Source organism: Rhodoferax sp., from assembly GCF_018780565.1.
In the GTDB taxonomy this organism is placed as follows: Bacteria; Pseudomonadota; Gammaproteobacteria; order Burkholderiales; family Burkholderiaceae_C; genus Rhodoferax.
Genome location: NZ_JADMJN010000001.1, coordinates 41502 through 67572, shown reverse-complemented (window position 1 = coordinate 67572; position 26071 = coordinate 41502). Strand labels below are relative to the sequence as shown.

Genomic DNA, 26071 nt, shown 5'->3' with positions numbered 1-26071 from the left:
ATGTACGCCGTGGTGGATGGCAACAACTTCTATGTGAGTTGTGAGCGGGTGTTCCGACCCAGCCTGGAGGGCATTCCGGTCGTGGTGCTATCGAACAACGATCTTACTGATCAAGTTTGTTAGTAGGATGTGTCATGTCTTCCGGTCTTCCGGGCTTCTGGTATTGGGATTCATCGTCTCTTTGAGACGAGTAGCAGGTGGGGGTCTGGGGGAGGAAACGGAGCGTAATGATATCTGTGGATAACTTGGACCTGGTGCGGTGGCGGGAGATGGATTCCCTCAATGTCCTACGCCTGCTGGCTGAGCACATCAAAGAAGATCCCTCGTTCCATCCACGATCGAGTCATCTGACCACCCGTTGGCACGCCCATGCTGCAGGCCATGATTGGGAGTTCTTGTGCACGGGTCCGAAGTTTTGGGATGTGCGCATGGACCGTGGCGGTGGCGGCGCAATTGATTTGGTCATGCACATTCATGGCCTCAACTTCAAGGCAGCCGCCAAGCTACTGAAAGAGAGGGGTGTGTGAGGCTTGTGCTGGCTACAACGGACCTCGCGGTTGAAGGCCGTTCGTTTGCGGGTTTCCCGTTGCTTATTGACGATGACGGATGGCCCCTGGAACCTGCGCAATCGTTCCTGTGGCACACCTTGGTCACCCATGGAAGCATTGAGAGCAAGCTCACTTGGGAAGCGTATGGCCGCAGGCTATACGACTATTTTGCATTCTTGTCTGCCAACGACCTGACCTGGAATGAGGACCAAAAGCCGCATGGGCTGAGCGTTGTGGCCAGGTATCGTGATTGGTCGCTTGGCGAGTTAGGTCTGAATCCAAATACCGTGAATAAGCGGTTGAACCTGGTTGTGCGGTTTTACGATTGGTGCAAACGCCAGGGCTACGTCTCGCATCTGCCATTCGGCATGCGCGACGTTCGGACTCCATCCCATCAGGGGTTTCTTGCCCATGTGGATCGCACCGGTGGCGTGATCTCAAAGCCGATGGTGATGGCCCGCGAGCGTAAGGCAACGATCAAATTCTTGATCAAAGAGCAGGTCAGGCAGTGCCTTGGCGCAAGGCTTGACCCAAGCCATGCTCTTTTGTTCAACCTGATGGTGCGCACCGGGATGCGCTCCTGCGAGGCGCGCTCATTTCCATTGACGTATGTCTTCAACCCGAGAACCAGAACGGGACTTACACCTGGGCAGATGATCCGCGTCAATCTGGAGCCTGCTGACATGCACCTCAAGTATGGCAAGCCCAGAAGCGTGGATGTGCCGTGGTCACTGATGGAAGACATGTGGACCTATTCGCTGCACCAGCGAGAGGTCCGGCGGCAAAGGGCTGGGCAGGTCCCGACCGCGCTTGTGCTGACAGAGCTTGGAACAGAATTCTCGAAAGGCGCGGTCGTCGACGCCATGAAAGCCATTGAGAAAAAAGTTGGCTTCCCTGTGAGGGCGCACATGCTTCGGCACACCTATGGAACCTACACACTGTCGGCTCTGCGCAAAAGCACGGTCTTCCAGGGTGAGCCGTTGCTTTATGTCCGCGACCGCATGGGGCACTCGGATGTGCAAACCACTGCGATTTACCTGCATCTGATCAATCAGTTGGACGCCCAGATTGTTTTGGCCCATGAGGACGAAATGGACATGCTGTTCGCCAACGGTGGCGAGGCCCAGATCGCGATGGGGAATCGTTGATGGCGCGCACAAAGGACTACAAGGCTAAGGCATCTGGACCCGCCACCGACCTGGCCGCTGGCTTGGGAGCAACTGATGCGCTGGTCGAGCTGCCTCCCAATCCGCGAAATCAGAACCTGATTGACCTGCGCCCATGGTTAGGGTGTGGCTTTGACGACTGGATTTGGGCCGTGACCACGGTGTTGAAGGCCCGGCTCCACAGTGGGAACTATTCGGTGGCAACCATCGTGAGTTTTGCATCCAACGGGATCAAAGTGTTTCTCCCATACCTTACGGGAAGCCATGTGGACACCATGCCCTCAAGGCCGGCTGATATGGGCCATGGAGATGTCGCGCGATACATCGCGTGGCTCAGGCTCAAATACCCCAAGGGCTCCACTGCCAAGAACTACTACAGCGCCTTCAAGTCGGTGGTGATTGGCCTGATGGACTATGGCTTTATCGACCAAACTCCTGAGGTTCTACTGCCCACCAATCCATTCCCCATGAACGCAAAGGTGACGCGAGGCGAAACATCTTTAAGTCAGGCGGAAATGCAGAAGTTGGCCACGGCCCTTAAAGCCGACCTGATTGCCATCCATCATGGACGATTTGTGGGATTGGAGTCGGAAGCCATTGTGGCTCTCATGCTCATCATTGGCATGCGCTCGGGCATCAACACAACCCCACTTCTGGAAATGAAGCGGGATTGTTTAGGCCCACATCCTTTCATGCCCAATCTCATGCTGGTTAAAACATTCAAACGCAGGGGCAAGGGCGCGCAATCTACGTCATTGCGGCAGACCCACGTCCACGATCGCGCCGCGACCATTCCTATGGATGGAGTTGCGGTGCTCAAGAAGGCATTGGCCTTAACGGAGTTACTGGTGCCCGATGCACCTGAGGCAATCAAGGATCGTGTTTGGCTCTACCGATCGGCGCAGCGTGGAAAAGACAAAGGAAAGGTGCTTTGTCTGAATGTGGGAAGCGTGTCCGAACTCACGCGGGCAATCGTTCAACGACACGGGCTAGTGGCAGATGACGACTCACCGTTGCGGGTGACACCTGGACGCCTGCGAAAAACCATGGAAAACCGGCTCTGGCAGATCAGTGATGGCGATCTGCTTGCCGTGTCCGCAGTAATGGGGCATTCCCCTCAGGTAGCAGATAACCACTACTTGCGCCTTGACGAGCACACCAAGGCTGAAGGCGCGAAATTCATTGGTGAAGCGCTGCCAGCTAAGCTCAGGGGGCAAGACCTCGTGCCAACACCTACGGGTAGTTGCAAAGACAGCTTGCAAGGCGCGCTCGCCCCTAAAGACGGCGCCACACATTGCGCGGAATTCACGCATTGCCTGGGGTGTCCAAGCTATGCCATTGTGGGGACGGTCAAGGACCTGCACCGGCTGTTTAGCTTCCAGCGCTTCCTACTGTCGGAGATGGACTACTACGCCAAAGAAGAGTGGCATGAGTGGAAAGGCCACCATCAAGATCTCATTGCGCAAATCGACCGAATTGCAGTCGATAACTTCTTCCCGGAAATGGTGGAGCAGGCCAAGGCGCTGGCTCAAAAGGACCCCCACCCATTCTGGGCGATACGCATGCGCCAGGCTCTGTTGAATCGAGAGGCCCGCTATGGCAGTTAACGCGATTGCATTGCAGCCAGCTAAGGCTTACGACCTATTGGCCGCCCAGCCCGTCTCATCCAAAGGGCTATCGGAGTCCGCGAAATTCAATATCGTGGTCAGCGCGGTGGCTGACATGGATGGCAGCAATCACGTTCTATCCAGATTTGGTGATTCCATTTGGGACTTCAGACCCTACTTCGAGCAATCCAACGTGGCCGATGGTCAGAAATACATTCCTTGGCCAGGGGATTGCTCGCAGGAGTTGGTCGATGACTGCAAGGCTGTCCTGTATGCATGGTTCAAGCGAGGCTTGCCTGGCTCGAAGCCTCCGGTGGCAATGGGTATCTGCCAGGCTGCCATTGCATCAGCGATTCCGATGATGCGTTGGCTGACTGCACTGAACATCAAGAGATTCGACCAGGTGAAACCCATTCACGTCGTCAACTATGTTCATTACACGAAATCTCGACTTACACGCAATGCAGGTAGCGTCTACGACAGCTTGCGCATCCTGGACTTCTTATGGGTGTTTCGCAACGACACGTCATTCCCGCTTGCTGCATGCCCATGGGGCGACAGCTCTCTGTGGCGGGTCAGCGGTTTGGCAAAACAAGTTGGGCGAACTGAAACCGGGAAAACGCCCATCATCCCTCCTGATGTGCAGGCCAAGGTGTTCAACTATTGTGAAGAGATTTTTGCAGCGGCACCGAGAATTCTCAACGAACGAGACGCCGGGAGCTTGGGGCTTAGAAATCCCGCGCTGATTCGCATTCGGGATGCAGCACTTTACGTCCTGTCGATCACCAGTGGCATGCGCAACGAGGAAGCGATCGGGGTCGAGGCCGGATCATGGCGTAGCGAAGTGAGAGACGGCATTGAATTCCACTGGGTCGCCACCACCGAGCATAAGACGGGAAAAGGCAGGGTGGAGTTCTTAATACCCGAGCTCACGGTCAAAGTCTTGGCTCTGATGAGCCGCTACGCAAAGCCACTTCAAGAAATGCTGGCTCTTGAAGTGGCAGAACTGGAATGCAACCCAACACCTCAGGGCTTGACGAATCGAATGCTGCGATTGGCAAAGGCAAAGCGAGACGCCAGAAAACTGTTTCTATGCACCAGCCGGTCTGGGCAGAGTGAATCGACTGGCTATCACGTTGACGCGCTATCCAATGGTGGATCGAAGGTCTCATTCCGGCGATTGGCAAAGGCTGCTGGCACAGACTGGCAGTTGGCACCCCACCAGTGCCGCAGAACTTACGCGCGCAACATCGTTGAGTCGCGCATGGGCTGCGCCTCACTTGTCTTCCTCAAATGGCAGTTCAAGCATTCCAGCATGAGCATGACCCAGTTGTATGCATCCAACCCAATGCAAGACGCATCGTTGTTCGATGAAGTGCTGGATGAAATGACCGACTTCAAGGTGGACTTGATTGAGTCCTGGCTTGGTGACCAGGCCCTAAGCGGCGGCGCTGGCCGCCAAATCAAGAAGTCGCGTGCGATTACCCTGAAAAGTCGCACCGCGTTGTTGGCTGAAACAGCAGCCCAGGTTCACATCCGCGCCACGGGCCACGGATGGTGCCTGGCGCAAGAAAAGGGGTGTGGTGGCGCGGGTCTGTATGAAGCGACCCGGTGCGTTGGATGCAAGAACGGCGTCATTGATGAGTCGTTTGCCGAGATCTGGAAAGGCATCTATGCGCAACAGACCGAATTGTTGACCATTGACGATGCTGGCCCAGCGGTCAGGCAACGTGCTGAGCGTGACGTTCAATGGGCGCGCCAAGTGATGGTAGACCTTGGTGTTCTACTGACACCGGATACGTCAAATCTGAATGGAGCTCCAAATGAGTGACCCCAAGGCTCGTAGCCGAAAAAAGACCGCTGATGAGATTCAGCAGGCCATTGCGCAGGTGCAGGCTGGCCAGAGCAAGGTGTCCATCTCTGCGGTTGCGAAGTTGGCTGGGGTCACCCCTGCGCTGATTCACAACACTTACCCAGACCTCGCCGAGAAAATCAGAGGGCTGGTGGGCAAGGCGACGCGAACCCAGCGCGATGCCAAGCATGATGCGTTGGTTCGTGAGCGCGAGGTCAACCGTGCTCTGAGGCAGGAACTAGCAGAGGCGCGCGCGGACTTGGCCAAACTTGCATCCGTCAACCAAGTGCTTCTGAACGAAGTGGCCTTACTCAAAGGCATGGCCACTGGCAAAGTGGTTTCGATTCTTCAACCAAAAGGCTCAGGCGTTTAGTCCTGTTCAAAGGCTCTGGTCATGTTTGCTCTGGTTGATGGCAATAACTTTTACGTCAGTTGTGAGCGCGTGTTTCGGCCCAGTTTGAACGGTCGTCCAGTGGTTGTGCTGTCTTCAAATGATGGGTGTGCGATTGCACGCAGCAACGAGGCCAAGGCGCTGGGAGTCAAGATGGGCGCGCCGTGGTTCGAGATCCGGCACTTGGAAGAACAGGAAGGTCTGGTCGCGCTGTCGGCCAACTTCGCTTTGTATGGAGACATGAGCGACCGCATGATGAGCATCGCTGCTGGGTTGGGCCCTGCCCAGGAGATCTACAGCATCGACGAGTCATTCATTGGGCTTGATGGGGTTCGCGGCGACCTGACTAAGAGATCGCATGCTGTGCGTGACCGGATCAATCAGTGGACTGGCATCCCCTGCGGCGTCGGTATTGGTGCCACCAAGACACTGGCCAAACTGGCCAATCACATTGCCAAGACCGCCGAAAGAAAGCCTGGCAGTTACCCTGAGAGTTTGGCTACGGTCTGCAACTTGTTAAACCTCCCTGGATCTGATGTGGATGCCATATTGGCTGCGACCGATGTGGGCGAAGTGTGGGGGGTCGGTCGGCGCATCGGACAGCAACTGCGTGACGCAGGGGTGACTTCGGTTCTCGACCTCGCAAGATTGAGTCCATCCATGGTTCGTGATCGTTGGAGCGTTGTATTGGAGCGCACAGTCAGAGAATTGCAGGGGGAGGCATGCATCAGCTTGGATGACGCGCCAAGCCCTAAAAAACAGATTGCTTGCACCCGCTCATTTGGTCAGCCCGTCACTGAAGTTAAGCCTCTCATCGAGGCGGTGAGCGAGTTCACCAGCCGTGCGGCAGCCAAGCTGCGGCGTCAATCCGGCTTGGCTGGTCAGATACTGGTGTTCGCCCACACGTCCCCCTTCCGACAGGGGCCACACTTCTCCAAAAGCATAGTCATACCGCTGCGCCGTCCGACGGCGGACACGAGGCATCTGGTTCAGGCCGCTGTAATGGGAGTCACCCAGATTTACAAACCGGGATTCAAACTCTCCAAGGCAGGAGTCATGCTGCTGGACTTGATGCCGGACAACGTCTCACAAGGCGAGTTTGACTTCGGTGCGCCTGAAACACGGGATCGCGGAAAATTGATGGCAGCAATGGATTCCATCAATGATCGGTTTGGACGCGGTGCCATCCATGTAGGAAGCGCTGTCGGTGGGTGCAGGCCCCGCGACTGGTCGATGAGGCAAGAAAGACTTACGCCTCAATACACCACCAAATTTAGTGACATGCCTGTGGCCAGAGCTTAGGAATCCAGCAGGCTGGATTCGTCTGCGTTCTTGCTTGACGCGGTTTCAACCACGCAAAGTTCACTGGCTTGCTTATTGAAGTCCAAAATGCACACGCATGGCTGTCTTCAAGTCCTCAACATTAGCCACGCCCTGTTCGCCTTCAATGCCTTCTCGCTCAACAATGGTGATGCATTCTTCGACAAACATCTTTGCAAACGCGTCGAAATTGACCTCGCTCCAAGTTTCACTATGCCCCGAGCAATGGTCACTGGTCTGCTTGATCTCCGTGGCTCGGACTAACAAGGCTTTGATTCTTTGATTTGTGGGGTCAGTTATTTGCATTTACGCCTTCTTAAATGTGAAAAATAGGCTATTCGTGCACTTTGAATGACAAAAAGAGAATTAGCCCGGAACCGACGCATATGGCGACATCTGCGATGTTGAACGCAGGCCAGTGCATACCACGTAAGTGAAAGTCCAGGTAATCGACGACCTGCCCGCGAGCGATGCGGTCAACGCCATTGCCAACGGCACCGCCTAAGATCAGGCTGTACGCCAGGGCCTCAAGACGGCGATTCGGCTTGGCGAGCATTCAGTCCAACCACATAGACGCCCCTAATGCGATCGCCAGAAAGAACCAGCGCTGCCAACCTCCGGCGCCAGCCAGAAAGCTGAAGGCCGCGCCTGGGTTTAGAACATTAACCAGATTGAAAAATGGCGTCACCTCAAGTATCCAGCCAAGTGGGGTGGTTAGACTTATGAAACTCTTGGCGGCTTGGTCGATTGCCAGCACGAGAATCGCCACAGAGTACCAATGCGCTTTGCGATTTGGATAAGTCATTACTTCATTTTCAAGTTCGAAGACAAAGTTACCTGGCGCCACAGTAGGCGGCAGCGACAACCGTAGCTGCTTGAAGGCGCACACGGCTGACGTGACCTGCAGATCCATAGATTGTTCGTTCAAAGGATTTTCCAGCCACTTGGAGGGAGGTTCGATAGCTGCCCTGCTTTAGTCGTCACCGAACTAAGGAGCATGAAACAGTCTCTATCGACGTCGCACCATTGCATTGCGAAGTCAAGTGGCTACCTTCCCACACTGTGCACAGAACTTAGCCCCCGCTTGCAGGGTGGCTCCGCATTGCGTACAGGCCGACGGAACCTGTGAAGTTCCGCACTGCTGGCAGAAACGAGCGCCTAGCGGGTTTAGCACCTTGCAGCTCGGACATGTAACGCTGCCGTTGCCTCCTCCGCCAGCCGTAGGTCCGCCGCTTGCGTACCCACCGCCATAGCCGTGGCGATCACCGTTGTGCCCCCCGCCACGGTGACTGCCTCGCTGGTGACCACCGAAAAGTTTGTCAAAAATACTCATACATCTTTCCTCTTTTATGAACGCCGTACAAGCCCACTAGGCCCAACCGACGAGTTGCATCACTGCTTTTATCTTCGCTAGGGCAATCTAAAGAAGGGGCCAAGAAGCTCGCTCTTGGCCCTTAAGTCATTTCAAAACAAATCGCGCCGTTGTCAGCTTGCCCGCAAGACTCACCTGCGCGACAACCTTAGTACCAGGCGTAACGTTGAAGCTGCCTTTGGCTTCAAGCTTGTCACCCGATGGTTTCAAAAGAATCTCTTGCTTGTCACTGCCTGACAGCAAAGTGACCTTGGCAGATACCTTGTTGGCATCAACTGGTTTCCCGTGATCGCGTACGTACAAATGAAGCACATTGGGTTTGGCTACGAGCTCGTAGTCCATATCCTTGACTTCCGTGACTAAACCTCCATGCAGAGGCTTGTCTTCATGACCATGGTCGTGTTTGTCTGCGGCGAATACGATGCCCGATGCCATCAACATCAAAGCGAAGGTGGTCGAAATCAGTTTCATGAGTTTTCCTTTTAAAAGTACAGGTTGAGAATCAGGTCAAAAGGCTCGTTTATGAATTCTGCGAAGCGGCCACAACCTGCGGATGTACCGGTTCGGCAGTGACATCCTCCATTTCCTCGTCTGGACGATGGGCCAGCCGATACAGAATCGGGAGCACGAGCAACGTCAGCAGTGTGGAAGACAGGATGCCTCCAATTACCACGGTGGCCAGGGGACGCTGCACTTCCGCGCCGGTTCCCGTGGCGATTGCCATTGGAATGAAGCCCAATGACGCCACCAAGGCCGTCATCAGCACAGGACGCAAACGAGTCAATGCTCCCTCGCGGATGGCTGCGTCCAGGGGCGTTCCATCCTCTCGCAGACTGCGGATGTAGGAGATCATCACGAGGCCATTGAGCACTGCGACACCTGACAGGGCGATAAAACCCACTGCGGCGGAAATCGACATCGGGATGTCACGCAGCCACAGCGCCAGAATGCCGCCGGTCAAGGCAAACGGAATGCCGGTAAAGACCAGCAAGCCATCCTTGGCATTGCCGAACATCGCAAACAGCAACACGAAAACCAGGAGCAGAGATACCGGAACGACGATTTGCAAACGCTGAGTAGCGGACTGTAAATTCTCAAAAGTGCCGCCCCAGCTCGTCCAGTAACCCACAGGAATTTTGACCTGCGCCAAAGCAGCTGCCGCGTCGGCCACAAAGGAACCGACATCACGGCCACGCACGTTTGCACTAACCACAATGCGACGCTTACCGTTCTCGCGGCTAACCTGATTGGGCCCCGGTGCCAGATCGAAGCTCGCCACTTCGGCCAGTTGGATGAAATTGGTTCGTCCTTCGATGCCACCTGCGCCGCGTGGCAAAGGGATCGGCAAGCGTTTCATGCTCTCAAGGTCGTTGCGGAGGGACTCGGGCAAACGAACCAGGATGTCAAACCGACGGTCGCCTTCAAACAGCGTACCGGCCTCACGCCCGCCGATAGCCGTGGCCACAGCATCCTGGATATCAGCCACGTTTAACCCGTAGCGTGCGGACTTCTGACGATCAATGTTGACTGTAAGCATCGGTAATCCGGTGGTCTGCTCCACCTTGACTTCTGACGCACCTGGGATTTTTTGCAACTTGGACGAGACTTCTTCGGCTGTCTTGTTCAAGACGTCCATGTCGTCCCCGAAGATCTTCACCGCCACGTCGCTTCGCACCCCCGAGATGAGTTCGTTGAATCGGAGTTGGATCGGCTGGGAGAACTCGTAGTTGTTACCCGGTATCTTGCCCACGACCTCCTGCACGGCGGCCAGCAACTCGTCGCGTGACTTACGCGGCTCAGGCCACTCTGACATTGGCTTGAGCATGATGTAGCCGTCAGAAATGTTCGGCGGCATAGGGTCGGAGGCAATTTCCGCCGTTCCTGTGCGCGCGAAGATGCGGTCTATCTCGGGGAACTTGGCTTTCAGCGTTGCTTCAAGTTGCTGCTGCATCGCTACCGATTGCGACAAACTGGTGCCAGGAATGCGCAAGGCCTGAATGGCGAAGTCTCCTTCGTTCAAGCTGGGCACGAACTCACTGCCCATACGTGTTGCGATCAAACCGCACAACACCACCGCCACGGCGGCGGTAGCCAGCACAACAGCCTTGGCCGCCATCACGCGGTCCAGCAGAGGGCCGTACCAGCGCTTGGCTTGCAGCATCAAGAAGTTTTCCTTCTCGCTGACACGGTTGCCAATGAACAGCGCGACCGCAGCCGGAATGAAGGTCACCGACAAAATCATGGCTCCCACGAGCGCCGCCACCACTGTGAACGCCATCGGATGAAACATCTTCCCTTCGACGCCAGTGAGAGCGAAGATGGGCAGGTATACCACCATGATGATCAGCTGTCCAAACAGGAGCGGGCGACGTGATTCCTTGGATGCAAGAAACACCTCGTGAAAGCGTTCTGATCTGGTCAATGGTCTGCCGAATTGAGCTTGCGCATGGGCGAGACGTCGGACGCAGTTCTCGACGATCACCACCGCGCCATCGATGATGATGCCAAAGTCCAGTGCCCCGAGGCTCATCAAATTGGCGCTGACCTTGTAATGCACCATGCCCGTGAAGGTGAACAGCATGGACAGCGGAATCACCGTTGCCGTGATGATGGCCGCACGGATGTTGCCCAGAAACAGGAATAGGATCACGATCACGAGGATCGCGCCTTCCAGCAGGTTCTTCTTGACCGTGTTGATCGCTTTGTCCACTAACACGGTGCGGTCGTAGACCGTCACCGCGTGGACGCCTTCGGGCAGGCTGCGGTTAATCTCCACCATTTTCTTGTCAACGGCCTGCGACACCGTGCGGCTGTTCTGGCCGATGAGCATGAAGACCGTGCCAAGTACCACTTCACGCCCGTTGTCCGTGGCAGCGCCAGTTCGCAGTTCGCGTCCCAGACCCACGTCTGCCACGTCACGCACCCGGATCGGTACGCCACCCGCACTGCTGAGAATGACGTTTCCAATGTCCTCCAGCGTCTTGACCTGTCCAGGTGCCCGGATCAGGTACTGCTCGCCACGCCTTTCGATGTAGCCTGCGCCCACGTTACCGTTGTTGCGATCTAACGCCGTCACGATGTCCTGCAGGGTGACGCCCAACGAGGCTAGGCGCTCGGGTATCGGCGCGATCTGGTATTCCTTGGCATAGCCACCAATCGAGTTGATTTCCGTCACGCCGGGCACATTGCGCAATTGCGGTTTGATGATCCAGTCCTGAATCTCGCGTAGATCGGTGGCCGTGTAGGGCATGCCATCGGGCTTCTTTGCACCATCTTTGGCCTCGACCGTCCACAGGTAAATTTCGCCCAAGCCGGTGGAGATTGGCCCCAGCGCAGGCGTGATACCGGCTGGCATTTTGTCGCGTGCTCCTTGGATGCGCTCATTAACCAGTTGACGCGCGAAGTAAATGTCCGTGCCGTCCTTGAAGATCACGGTCACTTGCGACAGCCCATAGCGTGACAGGGAGCGGGTCTGCTCCAAGTTAGGAAGACCCGCCATCACGGTTTCAATCGGGTAAGTCACCCGTTGCTCGGTCTCGAGCGGGGAATATCCCGGCGCTTGGGTATTGATCTGTACCTGGACGTTGGTGATGTCCGGTACGGCATCGATGGGGAGCTTCTGGTAGTTGAACACGCCGATAGCAGCCATGCCGATGACTGCCAGCAACACCAACCATCGGTGCTCGATGGCTGCGCGAATGAGTTTTTCAAACATGTGCGTAGCTCCGGCATCAATGGGTGTGTTCGGCAGAGGCTTTGCCAAGCTCTGACTTCACGACAAAACTGCCCGCCGACGCATACGGTGCCCCGGCTCTGAGCCCTTGCAACACCTCGACGCGCTTGGCATCACTGCGGCCCAACTGCACGGGCTGGGCAATGAATCCCCCATTCACCTTCAGGAACACGACCGGCTTGTCGCCGACGGTCTGAATGGCATCGCTGGCCACTGTCACGGGCACGTCGGCCTCAGAGGAGGTCACTTCCACATTGACGAACAGTCCAGGACGCCAAGCACCTTTGGGGTTGGCCAAGACCACTCGGGCTTTGGCCATACGGGTTTGTTCGCCAATCAGCGACCCAACAAAGGTGATGACGCCAGTAGCGCTGGCATCGAATGCAGTGGCCTTGATGCTCACGTTTTCGCCGACTCTGACCAACGGCAAGTCCTTGGCTGGCACGTTGATCTCAGCCCAAACCTGCCCCAGATCGGAGACGGTAAACACAGCAGCGTCTTCCTTGACGGCTTCGCCGAGGCTGAGATGCTTTTCAATCACCAAGCCATCGAAGGGCGCACGCAATTCAAAGCGGTTAAGGCCTCCCTGAGAACCCGTGGCTAGGCCCAAAGCGGAGAGCTTCTGTTGAGCGTTGGCCACAGCGACTTCCGCCTCGTGCAGCGCTTGCCCTGCTTGCAGATAGTCTTGCTCTGCGGAAATTTTCTGCTCCCAGAGTCGCTTTTCACGCTCGAACGTGGTCTTGGCCAACGTCAGACGCTTTTGGGCTGTCTGCAACTCGCTGCGCTGCTCAGACGCAGCCGGGCTGGCAATGACGGCCAGGATCTGTCCCTTCTTGACGGCTTGTCCCAGGCTGGCCTGCACGCTCTCGACTACCCCCGCAATGCGTGGCACAACGTGCGACGTCCTGTCTTCGTTCAGGCGAATTTCCCCCGGCAATAGCAGGGCTGACTTGATTCGTGCCGCACCAGCCGTATCGATACCTATGGATGCCGCTTTGATTTGCGCATCACTGAGTTCGACCTTCCCTTCTTCTTGGTTGAGAACGAACATGAAGGGTTCGTTGGCTGTCTGGGCAACGATGCTGATCTCGAACGCGTGCGGCTCCGGCACGACCTCGCGGCTCAGCAGGTTGTCCTTGTCAGGCGCGAAATTGAGTGTCTGTTTCTCTCCGGTCAAACGCGTGATGGTCGCGCTGACCTTTGCAGCGCTGGTGGGAAGAGGCTTGCCTTTGTCATACAACCAGACTCGCAAACGAGGCTCACCGCCTTCCTCAGCGAGCAAAGCTTCCAGCCCAAAATCCCCTTCTTTGAACAGCTTGCCACCGTGCGGCCCCTTGCTAGGGGCCTCGTGGTGTTCGCCGTCCGCATGACCCTTGTCGTGGTCGTGTTTGTCTCCACTCTCCTTGCCGTGATGCTCACCATCACTGTGTGCCTTGGCTTCAACGTGGCTGCCGTGACCGTGGCCGTCATCTTCGGCTGTCTTGGTTGCTTTGCCGCCGAGAATGGCGCTGCCCAGTACAGCGCCCGCCGCAACGATCACGGCGATGGCGATCAGATGCTTCTTGCTGACATTCAGTTTGTTGGTATCGATTTTCATGTTTATTCCTTATTCGCTGGCTGGGTAGCATTTACGCCAGATTCGCCGAGCACGCGGTCAATGTCCGCAGCCGTGCGATGCGCCTCAGCCAATGCTTTGAGGTATTGAGACTTGGCAGCAAAGTAGGTGCGCTGTGCGTCCAGCACTTCCAAGAAGTTGAACTTGCCGTTTTCAAATCCGACGGTGGCCGCGTCGTAGGCACTTTTGGCCCCAGGTAAAACATCCCGTTGCAAGACGTCGACTTCCCCACGAATGGATTCCAGCCGCTCGCGGGCTTGCAATACGTCCGTGCTGACTCGCATGTTCAAAGCTTGGAGTTCGTCCCGCGCCTTGTCTTCGCGCTTCAGCGCTTCCAACAAGTTCCCCTGATTGCGATCAAACAGCGGCAAGGGGACGGAAACACCAAACAGCAGTTGATCGCGCTGCAGTTCGTTGGGGCGTTTCACCCCTAGGCTGAAAGTGACGTCGGGTATCCGTTTGCTGCGCTCTACATCGACCAACGACCTGCGGCGCTCGACCTCCAGATGCATACGGCGCAGCGTTGGCGAAGCGGACAGGCGCTGCTGGACGTTGTCGAACGAAGAGACAGCCGGAAGCTCTTCCACGTTGCCCGACACGAGAGTAAATCGCGGTGGGTTGGCCCCTAGCAAACTGGCCAAGCGTGCCCGAGCATTACGTTGCTCGCTCTGGGCCTGTGCCAATTCGACTCGCACACCTGCTTCGGCCACCCGTGCCTTGGTTTCTTCGACCGGAGAAACCTTGCCCGCTGCCACACGTTTGGCAACGGCATCAGTAGCGCGTTTTGCCAGATCGACACTGGCTTGAGCCAATGCTGCACGTTCCTGTGCCGCCAAAGTCTCGAAGAAGGCAGCGACCACGGCGGCACGAATTTCGACGCGGCGCAAGTTCAGTTCTTCGACCGCAATGTCGCGTCCTCGCTCTGCCGCAGTGATACGAGCCGCGCGCTTGCCACCCATTTCGACGGGCAGATTGATCTGCACACTTTGTGTGCGGGTTGCTGCCCGCTGGTCTTCCAGCGAGTACGCCAGTTCGGGATTGGGGCGAGCTTGCCCCTGGATCACCTGACCTTGCGTTGCCTCGATTTCCCGCCTTGCGACAGCCAGGTCTAGATTGCCATCCAAGGCTAGCGCGACGGCCTTTTGCAGCGTCAGGATCGTCGCTGTTTCGATCTGCAAGCCGCTTTTGACGGCTGGATGATTGTCTTGTGCTGCTGGCAGCGCCTGAGCGAAAACTGCCCCTGCAGTGAACGCAACGAGCAAGCTCGTCGCAGCCGCAACTTTTGAGGTGCGAAGGACGGAAACTGACACCCGTCGTTTGTGATTGCAATGACTCTTCAACATCCGATTCTCCAGTGATATTCAAATACACGAGGGAATCGGCGGAGAGCGATCCAAATGATCGCCTACGACGTCATCACGTCTACCGAACGAGTCGGCTTGACACGGACACGCGCTAGGCGTATCCGCGAATTAGTGATGACGAAAGGAAAGGAACGCGCTCCCCGCCGATCAGGCGAGGACACGCCACTGCGGGCGTTCGAGGCGTTCGGAAGGGGGCGGCGAGAGACGAGCACGATAATCTGCTCTACCCAGAGTTGGGTCGGTGAGCGATGCTACCGTTACTGCCCCGGGCAAGGCAGAGAAACATCCCGCGTGACAGGACGCGCAATCAGGATCACCACCAATGGACTTGGCTGGATCGGAGGATGCGTCTTTGCCATCCACAGTCTTGTGCTGATGTTCGTGGTGACCAAAGTGTTTGGCTGTTGCACTGGTTTCGTGTTGGCAATAGCTAGCTGCAGCCGCCCAGCTAAGCTGTAGCGGCATAAATACCAACAAAAGGATTGCCAACCATTTATGCATATATCGATGATCTTAGCATCTATAGATTTATAACGTATTTGCTTGCTTTTGAAGTACCCTCAACCCATTGAAAACGACCAGCAGGCTTGCACCCATGTCTGCAAACACCGCCATCCACATCGTCGCCCCACCAAACAAAGCCAGTAGCAAGAACACCGCCTTGATGCCCAAAGCCAAGGCAATGTTCTGCCACAGAATGGCTTGGGTCTTGCGCGAAAGCCTGATGGCTTCGGGAATGCGTCGCAGATCGTCGTTCATGATCACCACGTCTGCTGCCTCCATGGCGGTGTCGGTTCCAGCTCCGCCCATGGCAAAGCCAATGTTGGAGCGGGCGAGTGCAGGGGCGTCGTTGATGCCGTCTCCGGTCATCGCGACGTAGCCATATTGCTTTTGCAACGCCTCAATGGCGGCGAGCTTGTCCTCGGGCAGCAAATTGCCACGCGCGTCGTCAATGCCAGCCACCTTGGCAATGGCCTTGGCGGTGGCGACATTGTCGCCCGTGAGAATGACCGAAGCCACGCCAAGGGCATGGAGATCGGCGATGGCCTCGCGCGAACTCTCCTTGATGGTGTCGGCAACCGCGAAGATCGCCAGCACCTGGGTTGATGACGCCAACATCGTGACCGTGCGGCCCCGCGCTTCATTCTCCTCCAAGCGCGCTTCGATCTGTGGGCTGCAAAGGCCGCGTTCTTCGATCAGGCGGTGATTCCCCATAATCAATGTCAGACCATCGGCTTTGGCCTCGACGCCGCGTCCCGGAATGGCTGTGAATCCCTCGATAGGGCCGCTGCCTCGATTCCCCAGGCCTTGGGCAATGGCTTTGGACACGGGATGGTCAGAGTGCCCTGCCAAGTCCGATGCCCAACGCAAGACTTGCGAATCCTTCTGGTCGGTAGGAAGAACTTCGGTCGCCACCAGCTTGGGCTTGCCCTGCGTGATGGTGCCGGTCTTGTCCAGCGCGATGGCCTTGATCTTGCGGGCGCCCTCCAAGTGGATGCCACCCTTGATCAAGATGCCGCGTCGCGCGGCAGCGGCCAGTCCGCTCACCACCGTCACGGGCGTGGAGATCACCAACGCACAGGGGCAAGCAATGACCAAAAGCACTAAGGCTTTGTAGATGGCCTGCATCCATGTCCAGTCCAGCAACCAAGGCGTCAGCAGGCACACGGCCAAGGCCAGCGCGAAAACGGCGGGCGTGTAGATGGAGGCAAAGCGGTCCACAAACTGCTGCGTGGGCGCGCGCGATCCTTGGGCCTGTTCGACCGCATGGATGATGCGGGCCAGCAAAGTGCCATTGGCCGCAACGTTAACTCTGGCCTCAATCATGCCCGTGGTGTTGATAGTGCCCGCAAACACGGGGTCTCCGATGGCCTTGTCAACAGGAATGCTTTCGCCAGTCACTGGGGATTGGTCTACGGAAGTGGTCCCAGCAACAATCACTCCGTCCAGCGGAATACGCGCGCCAGGTTTGACCCGAACGATTGCGCCTATGGCGACGGCTTTGACCAGACTCTCCACCCATGAACCATCGACTTGCTTGACTTCGGCCTTCTCAGGGGTCATGTCCAGCAGTCCCTTGATGGCATTGCGGGCGCGGTCCACGGAGCGGGCCTCGATCAGTTCGGCAATCGCATACAAGGCCATCACCATGGCGGCTTCCGGCCATTGACCAATGAGGAAGGCGCCCGTAACGGCGACGGTCATCAAGGCATTGATGTTCAAACGCAGATTGCGCAGTGCTGCCAAACCCTTCACATAAGTCGAAAATCCGGCCAAGCCAATGGCGGCGGCTGAGAGAGCCATGCCGACGCCCGAATAGATCAATGAATCGGGTGCAAAGAAGGAAATCGATTCGGCGCCAAAGGCCAGGACCAATGCCAAGGCGTATCGGGGCAAGCCTTCGGGAAGCGCGAAGCCGCCTTTTTTGTGCACGACTTGAAGATCATGGGCTTGGATTTTGTCGACACGAGCTTCTTCACCATCGCCGTTCACATTGGATGTTGACAATGGAACCGGTTTGAATCCTGCCTTACGGATGGCATCCAGTGCTTGCGGTATGGATTCAGCAGGCGCGTCGATGGCAACCGTTCTCGCACCCAGTTGAAAACTCAAGCTGCGCAGTCCTGGAAGCTTTGCCAAGGCATGGCGAATCTCTCCTTCCTCCGACGCGCAGTCCATGGATGGAATGTGAAATACGGGGATGCCTTCTGGCTCCTGCTTAGGTGGGGCTAGCGAAATGGGTTCGGACCCGCAGACGCTCCCACAACCGCAGGATGGGCTGACATTGGGTTCTTCGGTGTTTGGGAGGCTCATGGTTGTCCTTGCTTAACGGCATTCGAGGCGATACAGTATTAAAAACCCTGTAGCCGCTACAGAGTCAAGCCCTCGAGGAAATCCCATGAAAATTGGCGAACTGGCCGCTCTCACGAACACGCAAGTCGAAACCATCCGTTTCTACGAACGCGAGAACTTACTGGCCGAACCCGGTCGCAGTGAAGGCAATTACCGCATTTACGGTGAAGCCCACGCAGAGCGCTTGTCCTTCATCCGCCATTGCCGTGGACTGGACATGACGCTGGATGAGATTCGTGTTCTGTTGCGATTCAAGGACGCGCCGACTGAAAACTGTCTGGAAGTCAATGAGCTGCTTGATGAACACATTGGACACGTGGCCGAGCGGATCAAGGAGCTGCGCAACTTGGAAAAGCAGCTCAAAAGCCTGCGCGAGACCTGCCTGGGTGGCCAGCAAGCCCAGCACTGCGGCATTCTCAATGAATTGACAGAGATTGCAAAATCGCCTGTATCAGGCCATGGGCGGGAGGGGCATGTTCATGGTTCTCACGCAGCCAGCGGCGCGCACAAGTCGCATCACAAGCACTGACAACCCACTACGGTTTGACTAACGCGCGCAGCAGGCGGCCTCCGCTTGAATGGGCGGGCACTTCACATCTCCATAACTGCAAAAAACACAGCAGTCTCCAGGCAGTGGGCGCATCACTGCCTTGCATCCTTCGCATTCGTAAAAAAACTGACAGGCGTCCGTCGGCATCTCAAGCTTGATGGCATGGCCGCATTCGGGACATGTCAGGGCCGATGTGGTTTGAATCGGGTTGCTCACTTGACCTCCCGCGCAGTGGAGGGGTATCCAGCATTGGTTGTGGCCTGGGTCAAAGCCGCCACGGTGGCGACATCGGGGTCAAAGGTGACCGTGGCGGTCTTCTTCGCGAAGTCGATTTGGGCTTTTGCGACGCCAGGCGTCTTCTCCAAAGCCTTCTTGACCGTCACGGGACAAAGATCACAAGTCATGTTCTTTATGTCGAGGGTGACTGTCTTTGGCGTTCCAGCGAAAGCGTTGATTGAAAGGAAAATCGAGAGGGCCAAAAGATATGAACGCATGGTGGTGTCCTTAAAAGATGAAGGGAAGAAGCCAGGGTGATGCCGCCATGAGGCAGACCATTGCCAACACGACCCAAAAGATGGTTCGTTGCCGCGCGACCACCTCAGGGATGGCGCAGGCATCTCCGGTGGCGCACGTCGACTCGCGGTAAAGCCGTCGCCAAGCCATGACCATGAACACCGCAACCAAGGCCACGAAGATGGGTCGGTAGGGCTCGAGCGCGGTCAGGTTGCCAATCCAGGCCCCGCCAATGCCGAGCGACAAAAGGATGAGAGGTCCAGCGCAACACGCAGAGGCGCCAATGGCTGCCAGCGCAGCCGCGGCCATTGAAGATTTGACTTTAATGTCCATCACAAATCCTTCCAACCCAACAAGGGATAGGCTAATGTAAAGTCTGGACTAGAGTCCAGAGTCAAGCACTATTTGGAAATGCCATGAACGAGATGACAATTGGCCGAGCGGCCAATGCGGCGGGTGTAAAGATCGACACGATCCGCTATTACCAGCGCATTGGTCTGATTGCTGAGCCCTTACTCCCGCAGGGCGGGCAGCGCAAGTATGGCGAAGAGGTCGTCCGACGAGTCAAATTCATCAAGCGCGCACAAACATTGGGATTCACGTTGGGTGAGGCCAGCAGTCTTCTCAGCTTTGAAGAAGCAAAAAACTGTTGCGAAACCAAGGAACTGGCTGAGCACAAGATCAAGGAGATTGATGCCCGCATTGCTGACCTGCGCCGCATGAAGAAGACCCTTACTGACTTGTCTAAGCGCTGCGAAAACGGAGTCGAATCTGGACCATGCCCCATCATTGACACTTTGGCTGGCACTTAATTCCTGCAAAAATTGTTAGTCGTCAAATTGACGATAGAGCATAGGCGTATATAGCCTACTAACAGTTAGGGTCATTCAGAAACAATGACGGCTGTGCGGTGGCCCGCTCGAACGAAGCCAAGGCCCTGGGCATTGCCATGGGGGCACCGTGGTTCAAGATCAAGCACCTGGCTGAATCGTCTGGGCTGGTGGCCCTGTCGGCCAACTTCGCCTTGTACGGCGACATGTCGGATCGGATGATGAATCTGGCCGCTGGTTTGGGCGCAGCGCAGGAGGTGTACTCGATCGACGAAAGCTTCATCGACCTCACCGGCGTTCGGGGTGACCTGGTGGAGCGCAGTCACAAGATTCGTTCTCGCATCTTGCAGTGGGTGGGGATACCCTGTGGCATTGGCATCGGTAAGACCAAGACCCTGGCCAAGTTGGCCAACCACATCGCCAAGACAGCTGAACGCAAGCTTGGCAGCTACCCGGACCACCTGGCACAGGTCTGCGACCTGGAATCACTGACGCCAGCCGCGCTTGATGCGGTCCTGGCCGCAACCGCGGTCAATGAGGTATGGGGCGTTGGCAGGCAGATCAGCAAACAACTCATCGCAGCCGGGATTCATACGGTCCTGGACTTAACTCGATTGGACCCCGCCACCGTCCGGGGCAACTGGTCGGTGATTTTGGAACGCACCGTCAGAGAACTTCAAGGCACGCCTTGCATTGATCTGGAGAACCATCCGGCCCCCAAGAAGGAGATCGCTTGTACGCGGTCCTTTGGGCATCCGGTGACCAGCCTGAGCCATCTCAGCGAGGCGGTCACCGAGTTTGCGTCCCGAGCGGCAGAGAAGGTCCGTAAACAGCACAGCCAGACCGGCCAGGTATTGGTATTTATCCGAACGAGTCCATTCAGGTCTGAACCGCAATACAGCCGCTCGGCGGTGCTACCGCTGCGACGCCCCAGTGCTGACAGCGCAGCCATCGTCCATGCAGCCCTGGATGCCTTGAAGAGCATCTATAGAGATGGGTTCAAGTACGCCAAGGCGGGTGTCATGTTGCTGGACCTGCAGCCGGACCACCAACAACAGGGTGAACTCGACCTGGAAGATGACCATAGCGAGTACCGCCCCCAGCTGATGACGGCGCTGGATGGACTGAACCAACGCTACGGCAAGGGCACCGTGCTGATGGGCAGTGCTGGATTGGAGGGTGATCGACGGGTTTGGTCGATGAAGCAAGAGCGCAGAACGCCGGGGTACACGACTAAGTGGGCGGATATTCCGGTGGCTAGAGCTTAAATTGATCCGAGGGCTCTGCGTTGACTGCCATTTCTCCATTGACCATGTGACAGACCGGGATCCTGTATTCACCCGGTCGATGCAATGAGCTGGCTTACAACGACTCAAACTTAAACCGCATCAGACGGCAATTGCCATTCGTTGCGGGTGCGTAAACCGAGTAAGCTTAATGAAACTGGAGAGACTGATGATGAATTCAAAATTCAAAAGCGGCATGCTTGTTGTGTTGCATTTGTTGATATTCGGTCTTACTACAGTTTTCGCTGCAGATCTGGCTCATGTTGCGGATAAGCAAGAGATTGCACAACCGGACCAAAGCGGCAAAGTGTCATTGACACGAGCCAATTGGAGTTGGCCCGCGGAATTTGAGAATCAGGTGATTTATATTGCCCGCTCCACAGGAGGGGATGCCTCGTCAACTATTTTGATGAAGCCTCTGACTCCCATCGTTTCACCGTCCGATGGAATTGTTCTTTTCAGCGGATCAATAAATGAATTTGAGGTCGGGATCGTACTGGCTCACTCTGAGGGGCTTTTCTCGGTTATTTCATCTCGATATCCCTGGGAGTCTTCTGCGGCCAATCCATTAACTGGTTCAGCTGTCATCAAGGGCCAAACGCTAGCCATAACCAAGGGTGGTAGCTTGGAAATACCAGTCAAGTGGACTTTGTTGAGAGTTCAGGATGATCGGCTGACAAGAATACGAAATTTGGACCAGTTTACAGATTCCTCTCAAGCGAATCAGGTTGGTTTTGCATCCCGCGCTGAGGTTTTGAAAAGCATTTTTTCGGGAAAAGAGATCGACACTAAGCGGCTCATGAATGTGGGGCCTGTTCAATTTATGGTCGATAAGAAAATCTCGCCGAAGGACGGCACCGTCATAAATCTAAATAAGACGGAGATACCTCTTTCGCATTTGATCAATGATGAGCTGCTGCTGACTGCTGGGTTGCATGACATTGAAATCATAAGCGGTCGCATCTTTAAGACCAAACAAACTAGTACCTTTGATGCAGTTCTAGGTGGCACCAGTATGGTGTCGATCGAGGCGACGAGAGATCGCGATGTCGTGGCACTGAATTCGGGTTTTGTAGCGTCGACTTCTGAAAGTTTGAAGCAGGAAGAGAAGGTGATGCCCTCTACCTCCGTAGGGGACGGAAAAATTCAGGATGCTCAAAGGGAGCGAGCTCGCTTGGATCAGGCAGCCATTTCCGATGAAAAAACGCGCCTTGCGCAGCTAGCAGCCGCTAAAGAGCAAGAACGTCGAGTTCAAGAAGCCAGAGCCAGGGAATTCGCCGAAGAAACTCGCGCAAGGGATGAATTACTGAGGACGGCCCGTCTGCGTGATGAAGAAGTTGCAAAGTTGCGCCAACAACTCGCTGGCCTCGAAGAGAAAAAAGTCAGCTCCGATCAAACCATCGTTTTTGCGAATCGACGAGCATTGGTCATCGGCAACGACTCCTACATGCAAGTGAGCAAGTTGGTTAATGCCCGTGAGGATGCTAGAGCGATTGCCGAGAGTCTCACCCAGTTGGGCTACCAAGTGACGTTGAAGCTGGACTTGACCGAAAAAGGTATGAAACTGGCCTTGCGCAATTTTAAGGAGCAGGTAGGAGGCGGTGACGAGGTCATGATTTTTTACGCGGGACATGGCGTTCAAATTGGCGCTATGAACTATCTATTGCCGATCGATATTGCTGGTGAGAGCGAAGAGGAAATTAAAGACGATGGCATTCAATTGCAGCGAGTACTGGACGACATGAATGAGCGCAAAGCAAAGTTCACGTTGGCAATGATTGATGCCTGTCGCGACAATCCCTTTAAAAGTGTGGGACGCAATATTGGCGGTCGCGGCCTTTCGCCTACTACAGCAGCGACTGGGCAAATGGTCATTTTCTCGGCCGGTGCCGGCCAGAGAGCTCTGGATAAGTTGGGGCCCACGGACAAGAGTAAGAACGGACTTTTTACGCGCATATTTTTAAAAGAAATGCAGAAGTCTGGAGTGAGTATTGATAAGGTTGTTCGCAATGTCCGAAATGAAGTGGTTGGCATAGCCAGGTCAGTTGGCCACGAGCAAGTACCGGCAATCTATGATCAAGTTGTTGGTGATTTTTATTTCCGTCGATAGGGTCCAATGGGTTGGTAAGGGAATCACACCATCAAACCATCGGCGTGATAATTTCTTTATGAAAAGTCGAGTTCTCATGCAGCCAGATCATGCAAGCGCGCAAGCGTGTGGACGCGGGTTTGCCCGTTCCTGATCTGTGCCCCCTAATTGGCCTTGGTCACACACACGGCCGCCCGCATACGGCCCTGGGTAGATTGACCCAGGAGCAGAACCTGGCCAATGCTGCAAAAATTTTCTACTTCACACGTAATTGGAAGAAGGTGGTATTCCTCTTGATCCTCTGCGTCTAGGATCCTGAAAACAGGAAACTTGATTTTGCGACAACCCCTGTCAGATGTGCAGAAAGTGGTCAGCGTTAGTGGACTTCACCCGCTTCAATAGACATAAATCAACTTCCAGTTCGAAGTTGCTCGAATTCCAGTGGGCTCAGTTGGTCTAGGTGACTGTGCCTGCGGACTCGATTGTAAAAACCCTCAACGTAATCAAACACGTCTGACTTGGCGTCCTGCCGAGTAGCGTAGATGTGGCGTTTGATGCGCTCCTTCTTCAGACTGCTGAAGAATGATTCGGCAACGGCATTGTCCCAACAGTTTCCCCGGCGACTCATGCTGGGCACCAGTTGGTTGTCCTTGCACCACCGATTGAAGTCATCACTACCAAATTGGCTGCCTTGGTCAGAGTGAATCATCACAGGGGTTTTGGGCCTTCTGCGCCATACCGCCATCATCATCGCATCGAGTACCAACTCCGTGGCCATGGTGACGAGCTCCGAATTCATCCTTGAGCCTTGCATTGCAACGCTCGGCTCCTGAGCGGATTTTGTAGCGCTGGGCTTCATGTGGAGCAAACTCCCGCTTTTCCCCTTTGCGCGGATTGTGGTCAATCAAGGGCACGCGTCCTGCAGCCTCAATGTCCTCGCGAATCACCGTGCTGCAATAGGCAGCGTCCATCAGTTCGTAGCAGGCATCCACCCGCTTGGCGCTGATGCGCGTGAGCGGTAATGCGACCCGGCTGTCGTGCACGTTCGCGCCCGTCAGCACGGCGCTGATGGGCACGCCACAGCAGGCTGTATCGAGGTGCAGCTTGTAGCCCTTCCAGCTGATTTTGTAACCCTGTGCATTCTTCTTGGTGCCCGTGGCGCAAGCGGTGTCGAGCTCAAAGAGCATTTGCTCCAGCGTCTGGCCGCGCTGGCGCTCCAGTGGGCTTGGCTCGGGAGGTGGACGAACTTCGCCTTTTTTGGGACGCCCAGGTTTGCCCTTTGGCTTGGCTGGGAGCACTTGGGCCTTGTCCTTCTTCGCAATCGACTCGCGTACCTCTATGGCCGTGGAGTCGCGGCTGATGTGGCCGATGAGTTGCTCGCCCAATGTGTCTTTGATCATGCTTGCATGCACACGCTGGATCAGTTCACTGGTGGCAAACTCTTCAAAGGCGCGGCTGAATGTGGACTCGCTGGGCAGCGCAAAGCGCAAATCAAAACCGCACAGTCGGCGCAGTTTGCTGTCCGCTTGCAAACGATCCATTAGCGCCCTGGTGGTTTTCAAATCCAGAACCGCCTTGGCAAGAAATGCACAGGCCAGCGCGCAACGATCCGCCTCAGGTTGGCCCACCCCACGACCTTGTGCGTAGCCCCGATCACGGTAAACGGCCAGCTCGATTTGCGTGAATTCGAAGGCTCGAATGATTTGTTCGAGCTTGGGCGTCAGGCCCTTGTAGTCTTGCTCCACCAGCCCTATGAGTTCGCCTTGCAAGGAAGAAAATCTTTGGACGGTGACGGGACTCAGGGTAGTATGCATGGGCGGGCAGCAATCTCTTGATTCAGTGTGTTATGTCCCGCATTGAAATGGTCTCGTAGACTCACCCTATTAGAGGGTAAAAAAAGGGTCGTGTCCCACCGTAACTCGGCTAAACGCGACCCCTGTTTAACATGGGACTTGGTGGTTTAATCGCCGCGCTATAACCGTGGTTGCGTTCTCCATGGATGCTCTGGGTCGTACAGCATCTCCAAACTTTTACGATGGCGTATCAGCTGGGCCAGGTATCGACTCTCGAAGGCCATGTGCAGGCTCTGCAGGCAATCGTGCATTGCCCACGCCGCCTCATCCGACAGTCCATCTGGAAACAACCCCGCCTCAAGGCTGGCCAATCGCTTTAGGATTTTCTTGCGCTTCATTGCAGCTCCCCGATGGCCTGCTGCAGTATTTCGTCAGGCAAATGGTTGAGCCCTTTGGGCACGGCCAATCGCATGGCGGTGCACAGAATGGTAGCGGCATTGCGCGGTAGCCCCTTGGAGGCCTGACGCACGATCTCCAGCCCTGAGTCGCTGAGCAAGGTGCCCGTTGCACCTGCGCTCTTAAATGCGTGCGCAATAAGCTTGGCAAAGCGCTCGCGTTGCAGCACCGGCTTGAGTTCGACGCGCACCTGAATGCGGCTGGCCAGCGCCGCGTAAGGGGCGCGCGCCAGGGTATGGGCCAGTGCCGGATGCGCCACCAGCCAGACACTAATCAGGTCGCGCGAATCAAAGGCAAAGTTCAAAAAGGCGGGCAAATCACGGAAGAACTCCGGGGGCAGATTCTGCGCCTCGTCAATGATCCACACGGGCGTGGTCTGTTTGGTGTCGACCAGTTCATGAATGCGCTGCTTGATGTCGCGCCATAGTTGTGCACGCCGGTAGTTGGGCTCGATGCCCAGCGCACGGGCCAGACCCCGGTAGATATCGACGCGCCCGAAGTCGGTCTCCGCCTGGTAGAGCACCAAGTAGCGGTGCGGATTGAGGGATTTGGTGATGTTGCGCAGGGCTGCCGTCTTGCCCACGCCGGGCTCGCCGGTGATCAGGCCAACACCGGGGGAGTTCAGCAGCCAGTTGAAGCGCTCAGTCAGATGTGCAAGGGTACCGTCATCCCATGGCTCAGTGAGCTCTTTGCCCAATGGAGCGTGCGTCAAGCCAAAGTGTTGAAGGTACAT

23 protein-coding genes and 2 pseudogenes are annotated in these 26071 nt (G+C 55.9%); 11 read left to right on the top strand and 14 right to left on the bottom strand.

Annotated elements, in window-relative coordinates:
- From IV109_RS00315 to IV109_RS00285, 7 genes are all read left to right on the top strand, one after another.
- Positions 1-123, top strand: a complete 123-nt coding sequence (locus IV109_RS00315) for a hypothetical protein (RefSeq protein WP_296690734.1) — start codon at positions 1-3, stop codon at positions 121-123.
- A gap of 104 nt (positions 124-227) precedes the next feature.
- On the top strand, positions 228-527 hold the full coding sequence (locus IV109_RS00310; protein WP_296690731.1) for a hypothetical protein: 300 nt from the start codon (positions 228-230) through the stop codon (positions 525-527).
- Positions 524-1696: a site-specific integrase gene (locus IV109_RS00305; RefSeq protein ID WP_296690728.1), complete on the top strand. Its 1173-nt coding sequence runs from the start codon at positions 524-526 to the stop codon at positions 1694-1696. The genes IV109_RS00310 and IV109_RS00305 overlap by 4 nt, the downstream gene beginning before the upstream one ends.
- Before the next feature lie 170 nt (positions 1697-1866).
- Positions 1867-3321 (top strand): hypothetical protein, encoded by a 1455-nt coding sequence (locus tag IV109_RS00300; RefSeq protein ID WP_296690724.1) that lies wholly within the window; start codon positions 1867-1869, stop codon positions 3319-3321.
- Positions 3311-5152 (top strand): tyrosine-type recombinase/integrase, encoded by a 1842-nt coding sequence (locus IV109_RS00295; RefSeq protein ID WP_296690721.1) that lies wholly within the window; start codon positions 3311-3313, stop codon positions 5150-5152. The genes IV109_RS00300 and IV109_RS00295 overlap by 11 nt, the downstream gene beginning before the upstream one ends.
- Positions 5145-5546, top strand: a complete 402-nt coding sequence (locus tag IV109_RS00290) for a TetR family transcriptional regulator (protein ID WP_296690719.1) — start codon at positions 5145-5147, stop codon at positions 5544-5546. The genes IV109_RS00295 and IV109_RS00290 overlap by 8 nt, the downstream gene beginning before the upstream one ends.
- Before the next feature lie 21 nt (positions 5547-5567).
- Positions 5568-6866, top strand: a complete 1299-nt coding sequence (locus tag IV109_RS00285; RefSeq protein WP_296690717.1) for a Y-family DNA polymerase — start codon at positions 5568-5570, stop codon at positions 6864-6866.
- Between the two features lie 72 nt (positions 6867-6938).
- Here the strand turns inward: IV109_RS00285 and IV109_RS00280 are convergent, their stop codons facing one another.
- The 8 genes and pseudogenes from IV109_RS00280 to IV109_RS00245 form a co-directional block, all read right to left on the bottom strand.
- Positions 6939-7190 carry a hypothetical protein gene (locus IV109_RS00280; protein WP_296690714.1) on the bottom strand — a complete coding sequence of 84 codons (252 nt, stop codon included), beginning with the start codon at positions 7188-7190 and terminating at the stop codon, positions 6939-6941.
- A gap of 28 nt (positions 7191-7218) precedes the next feature.
- Positions 7219-7689, bottom strand: a pseudogene (gene lspA, locus IV109_RS00275) (signal peptidase II).
- Between the two features lie 234 nt (positions 7690-7923).
- A complete protein-coding gene (locus IV109_RS00270) occupies positions 7924-8217 on the bottom strand; it encodes a zinc ribbon domain-containing protein (RefSeq protein WP_296690712.1) in 294 nt (97 codons plus the stop codon).
- Between the two features lie 126 nt (positions 8218-8343).
- Positions 8344-8727, bottom strand: coding sequence for a hypothetical protein (locus tag IV109_RS00265; RefSeq protein WP_296690708.1), 384 nt, complete (start codon positions 8725-8727; stop codon positions 8344-8346).
- A gap of 49 nt (positions 8728-8776) precedes the next feature.
- Entirely contained in the window at positions 8777-11971 is a 3195-nt protein-coding gene (locus IV109_RS00260) for a CusA/CzcA family heavy metal efflux RND transporter (RefSeq protein WP_296690705.1), read from the bottom strand.
- A 16-nt stretch (positions 11972-11987) separates the two neighbouring features.
- A complete protein-coding gene (locus IV109_RS00255) occupies positions 11988-13586 on the bottom strand; it encodes an efflux RND transporter periplasmic adaptor subunit (RefSeq protein ID WP_296690703.1) in 1599 nt (532 codons plus the stop codon).
- A gap of 2 nt (positions 13587-13588) precedes the next feature.
- Complete coding sequence (locus IV109_RS00250; protein WP_296690700.1) at positions 13589-14866, bottom strand: TolC family protein; 1278 nt, start codon at positions 14864-14866, stop codon at positions 13589-13591.
- Positions 14867-15496: 630 nt separating this feature from the next.
- Complete coding sequence (locus IV109_RS00245) at positions 15497-17782, bottom strand: heavy metal translocating P-type ATPase (protein WP_296690697.1); 2286 nt, start codon at positions 17780-17782, stop codon at positions 15497-15499.
- 85 nt (positions 17783-17867) lie between these two features.
- On the opposite strand from IV109_RS00245, the gene cadR reads away from it, so the two are divergent.
- On the top strand, positions 17868-18350 hold the full coding sequence (cadR, locus tag IV109_RS00240; RefSeq protein ID WP_296690693.1) for a Cd(II)/Pb(II)-responsive transcriptional regulator: 483 nt from the start codon (positions 17868-17870) through the stop codon (positions 18348-18350).
- 18 nt (positions 18351-18368) lie between these two features.
- On the opposite strand, the gene IV109_RS00235 is transcribed toward cadR, so the two are convergent.
- From IV109_RS00235 to IV109_RS00225, 3 genes are read right to left on the bottom strand one after another with little or no spacing between them, the layout of a single operon-like run.
- The gene (locus IV109_RS00235) at positions 18369-18575 is read right to left on the bottom strand and encodes a GDCCVxC domain-containing (seleno)protein (RefSeq protein WP_296690808.1); all 207 of its coding nucleotides are present in this window, start codon (positions 18573-18575) and stop codon (positions 18369-18371) included.
- A gap of 8 nt (positions 18576-18583) precedes the next feature.
- Positions 18584-18865 carry a mercury resistance system periplasmic binding protein MerP gene (merP, locus tag IV109_RS00230; protein ID WP_296690691.1) on the bottom strand — a complete coding sequence of 94 codons (282 nt, stop codon included), beginning with the start codon at positions 18863-18865 and terminating at the stop codon, positions 18584-18586.
- A gap of 10 nt (positions 18866-18875) precedes the next feature.
- A complete protein-coding gene (locus IV109_RS00225; RefSeq protein ID WP_296690689.1) occupies positions 18876-19217 on the bottom strand; it encodes a mercuric transporter MerT family protein in 342 nt (113 codons plus the stop codon).
- A gap of 83 nt (positions 19218-19300) precedes the next feature.
- Between IV109_RS00225 and IV109_RS00220 the strand changes: the two genes are divergently transcribed.
- The 3 genes from IV109_RS00220 (at position 19301) to IV109_RS00210 (ending at position 23110) form a co-directional block, all read left to right on the top strand.
- A complete protein-coding gene (locus IV109_RS00220) occupies positions 19301-19696 on the top strand; it encodes a MerR family DNA-binding protein (RefSeq protein WP_296690688.1) in 396 nt (131 codons plus the stop codon).
- 98 nt (positions 19697-19794) lie between these two features.
- A complete protein-coding gene (locus IV109_RS00215; protein WP_366834189.1) occupies positions 19795-20982 on the top strand; it encodes a Y-family DNA polymerase in 1188 nt (395 codons plus the stop codon).
- Between the two features lie 190 nt (positions 20983-21172).
- Positions 21173-23110, top strand: coding sequence for a caspase family protein (locus IV109_RS00210; RefSeq protein WP_296690685.1), 1938 nt, complete (start codon positions 21173-21175; stop codon positions 23108-23110).
- Positions 23111-23498: 388 nt separating this feature from the next.
- Here IV109_RS00210 and IV109_RS00205 read toward each other — a convergent pair.
- From IV109_RS00205 to IV109_RS00195, 3 genes and pseudogenes are all read right to left on the bottom strand, one after another.
- A pseudogene (locus IV109_RS00205) lies at positions 23499-23867 on the bottom strand (DDE-type integrase/transposase/recombinase); the annotation flags it as partial.
- Positions 23785-24903, bottom strand: coding sequence for a transposase (locus IV109_RS00200; protein WP_296690680.1), 1119 nt, complete (start codon positions 24901-24903; stop codon positions 23785-23787). The pseudogene IV109_RS00205 and the gene IV109_RS00200, both read right to left, overlap by 83 nt.
- A 373-nt stretch (positions 24904-25276) precedes the next feature.
- Entirely contained in the window at positions 25277-26071 is a 795-nt protein-coding gene (locus IV109_RS00195; protein WP_296690677.1) for an ATP-binding protein, read from the bottom strand.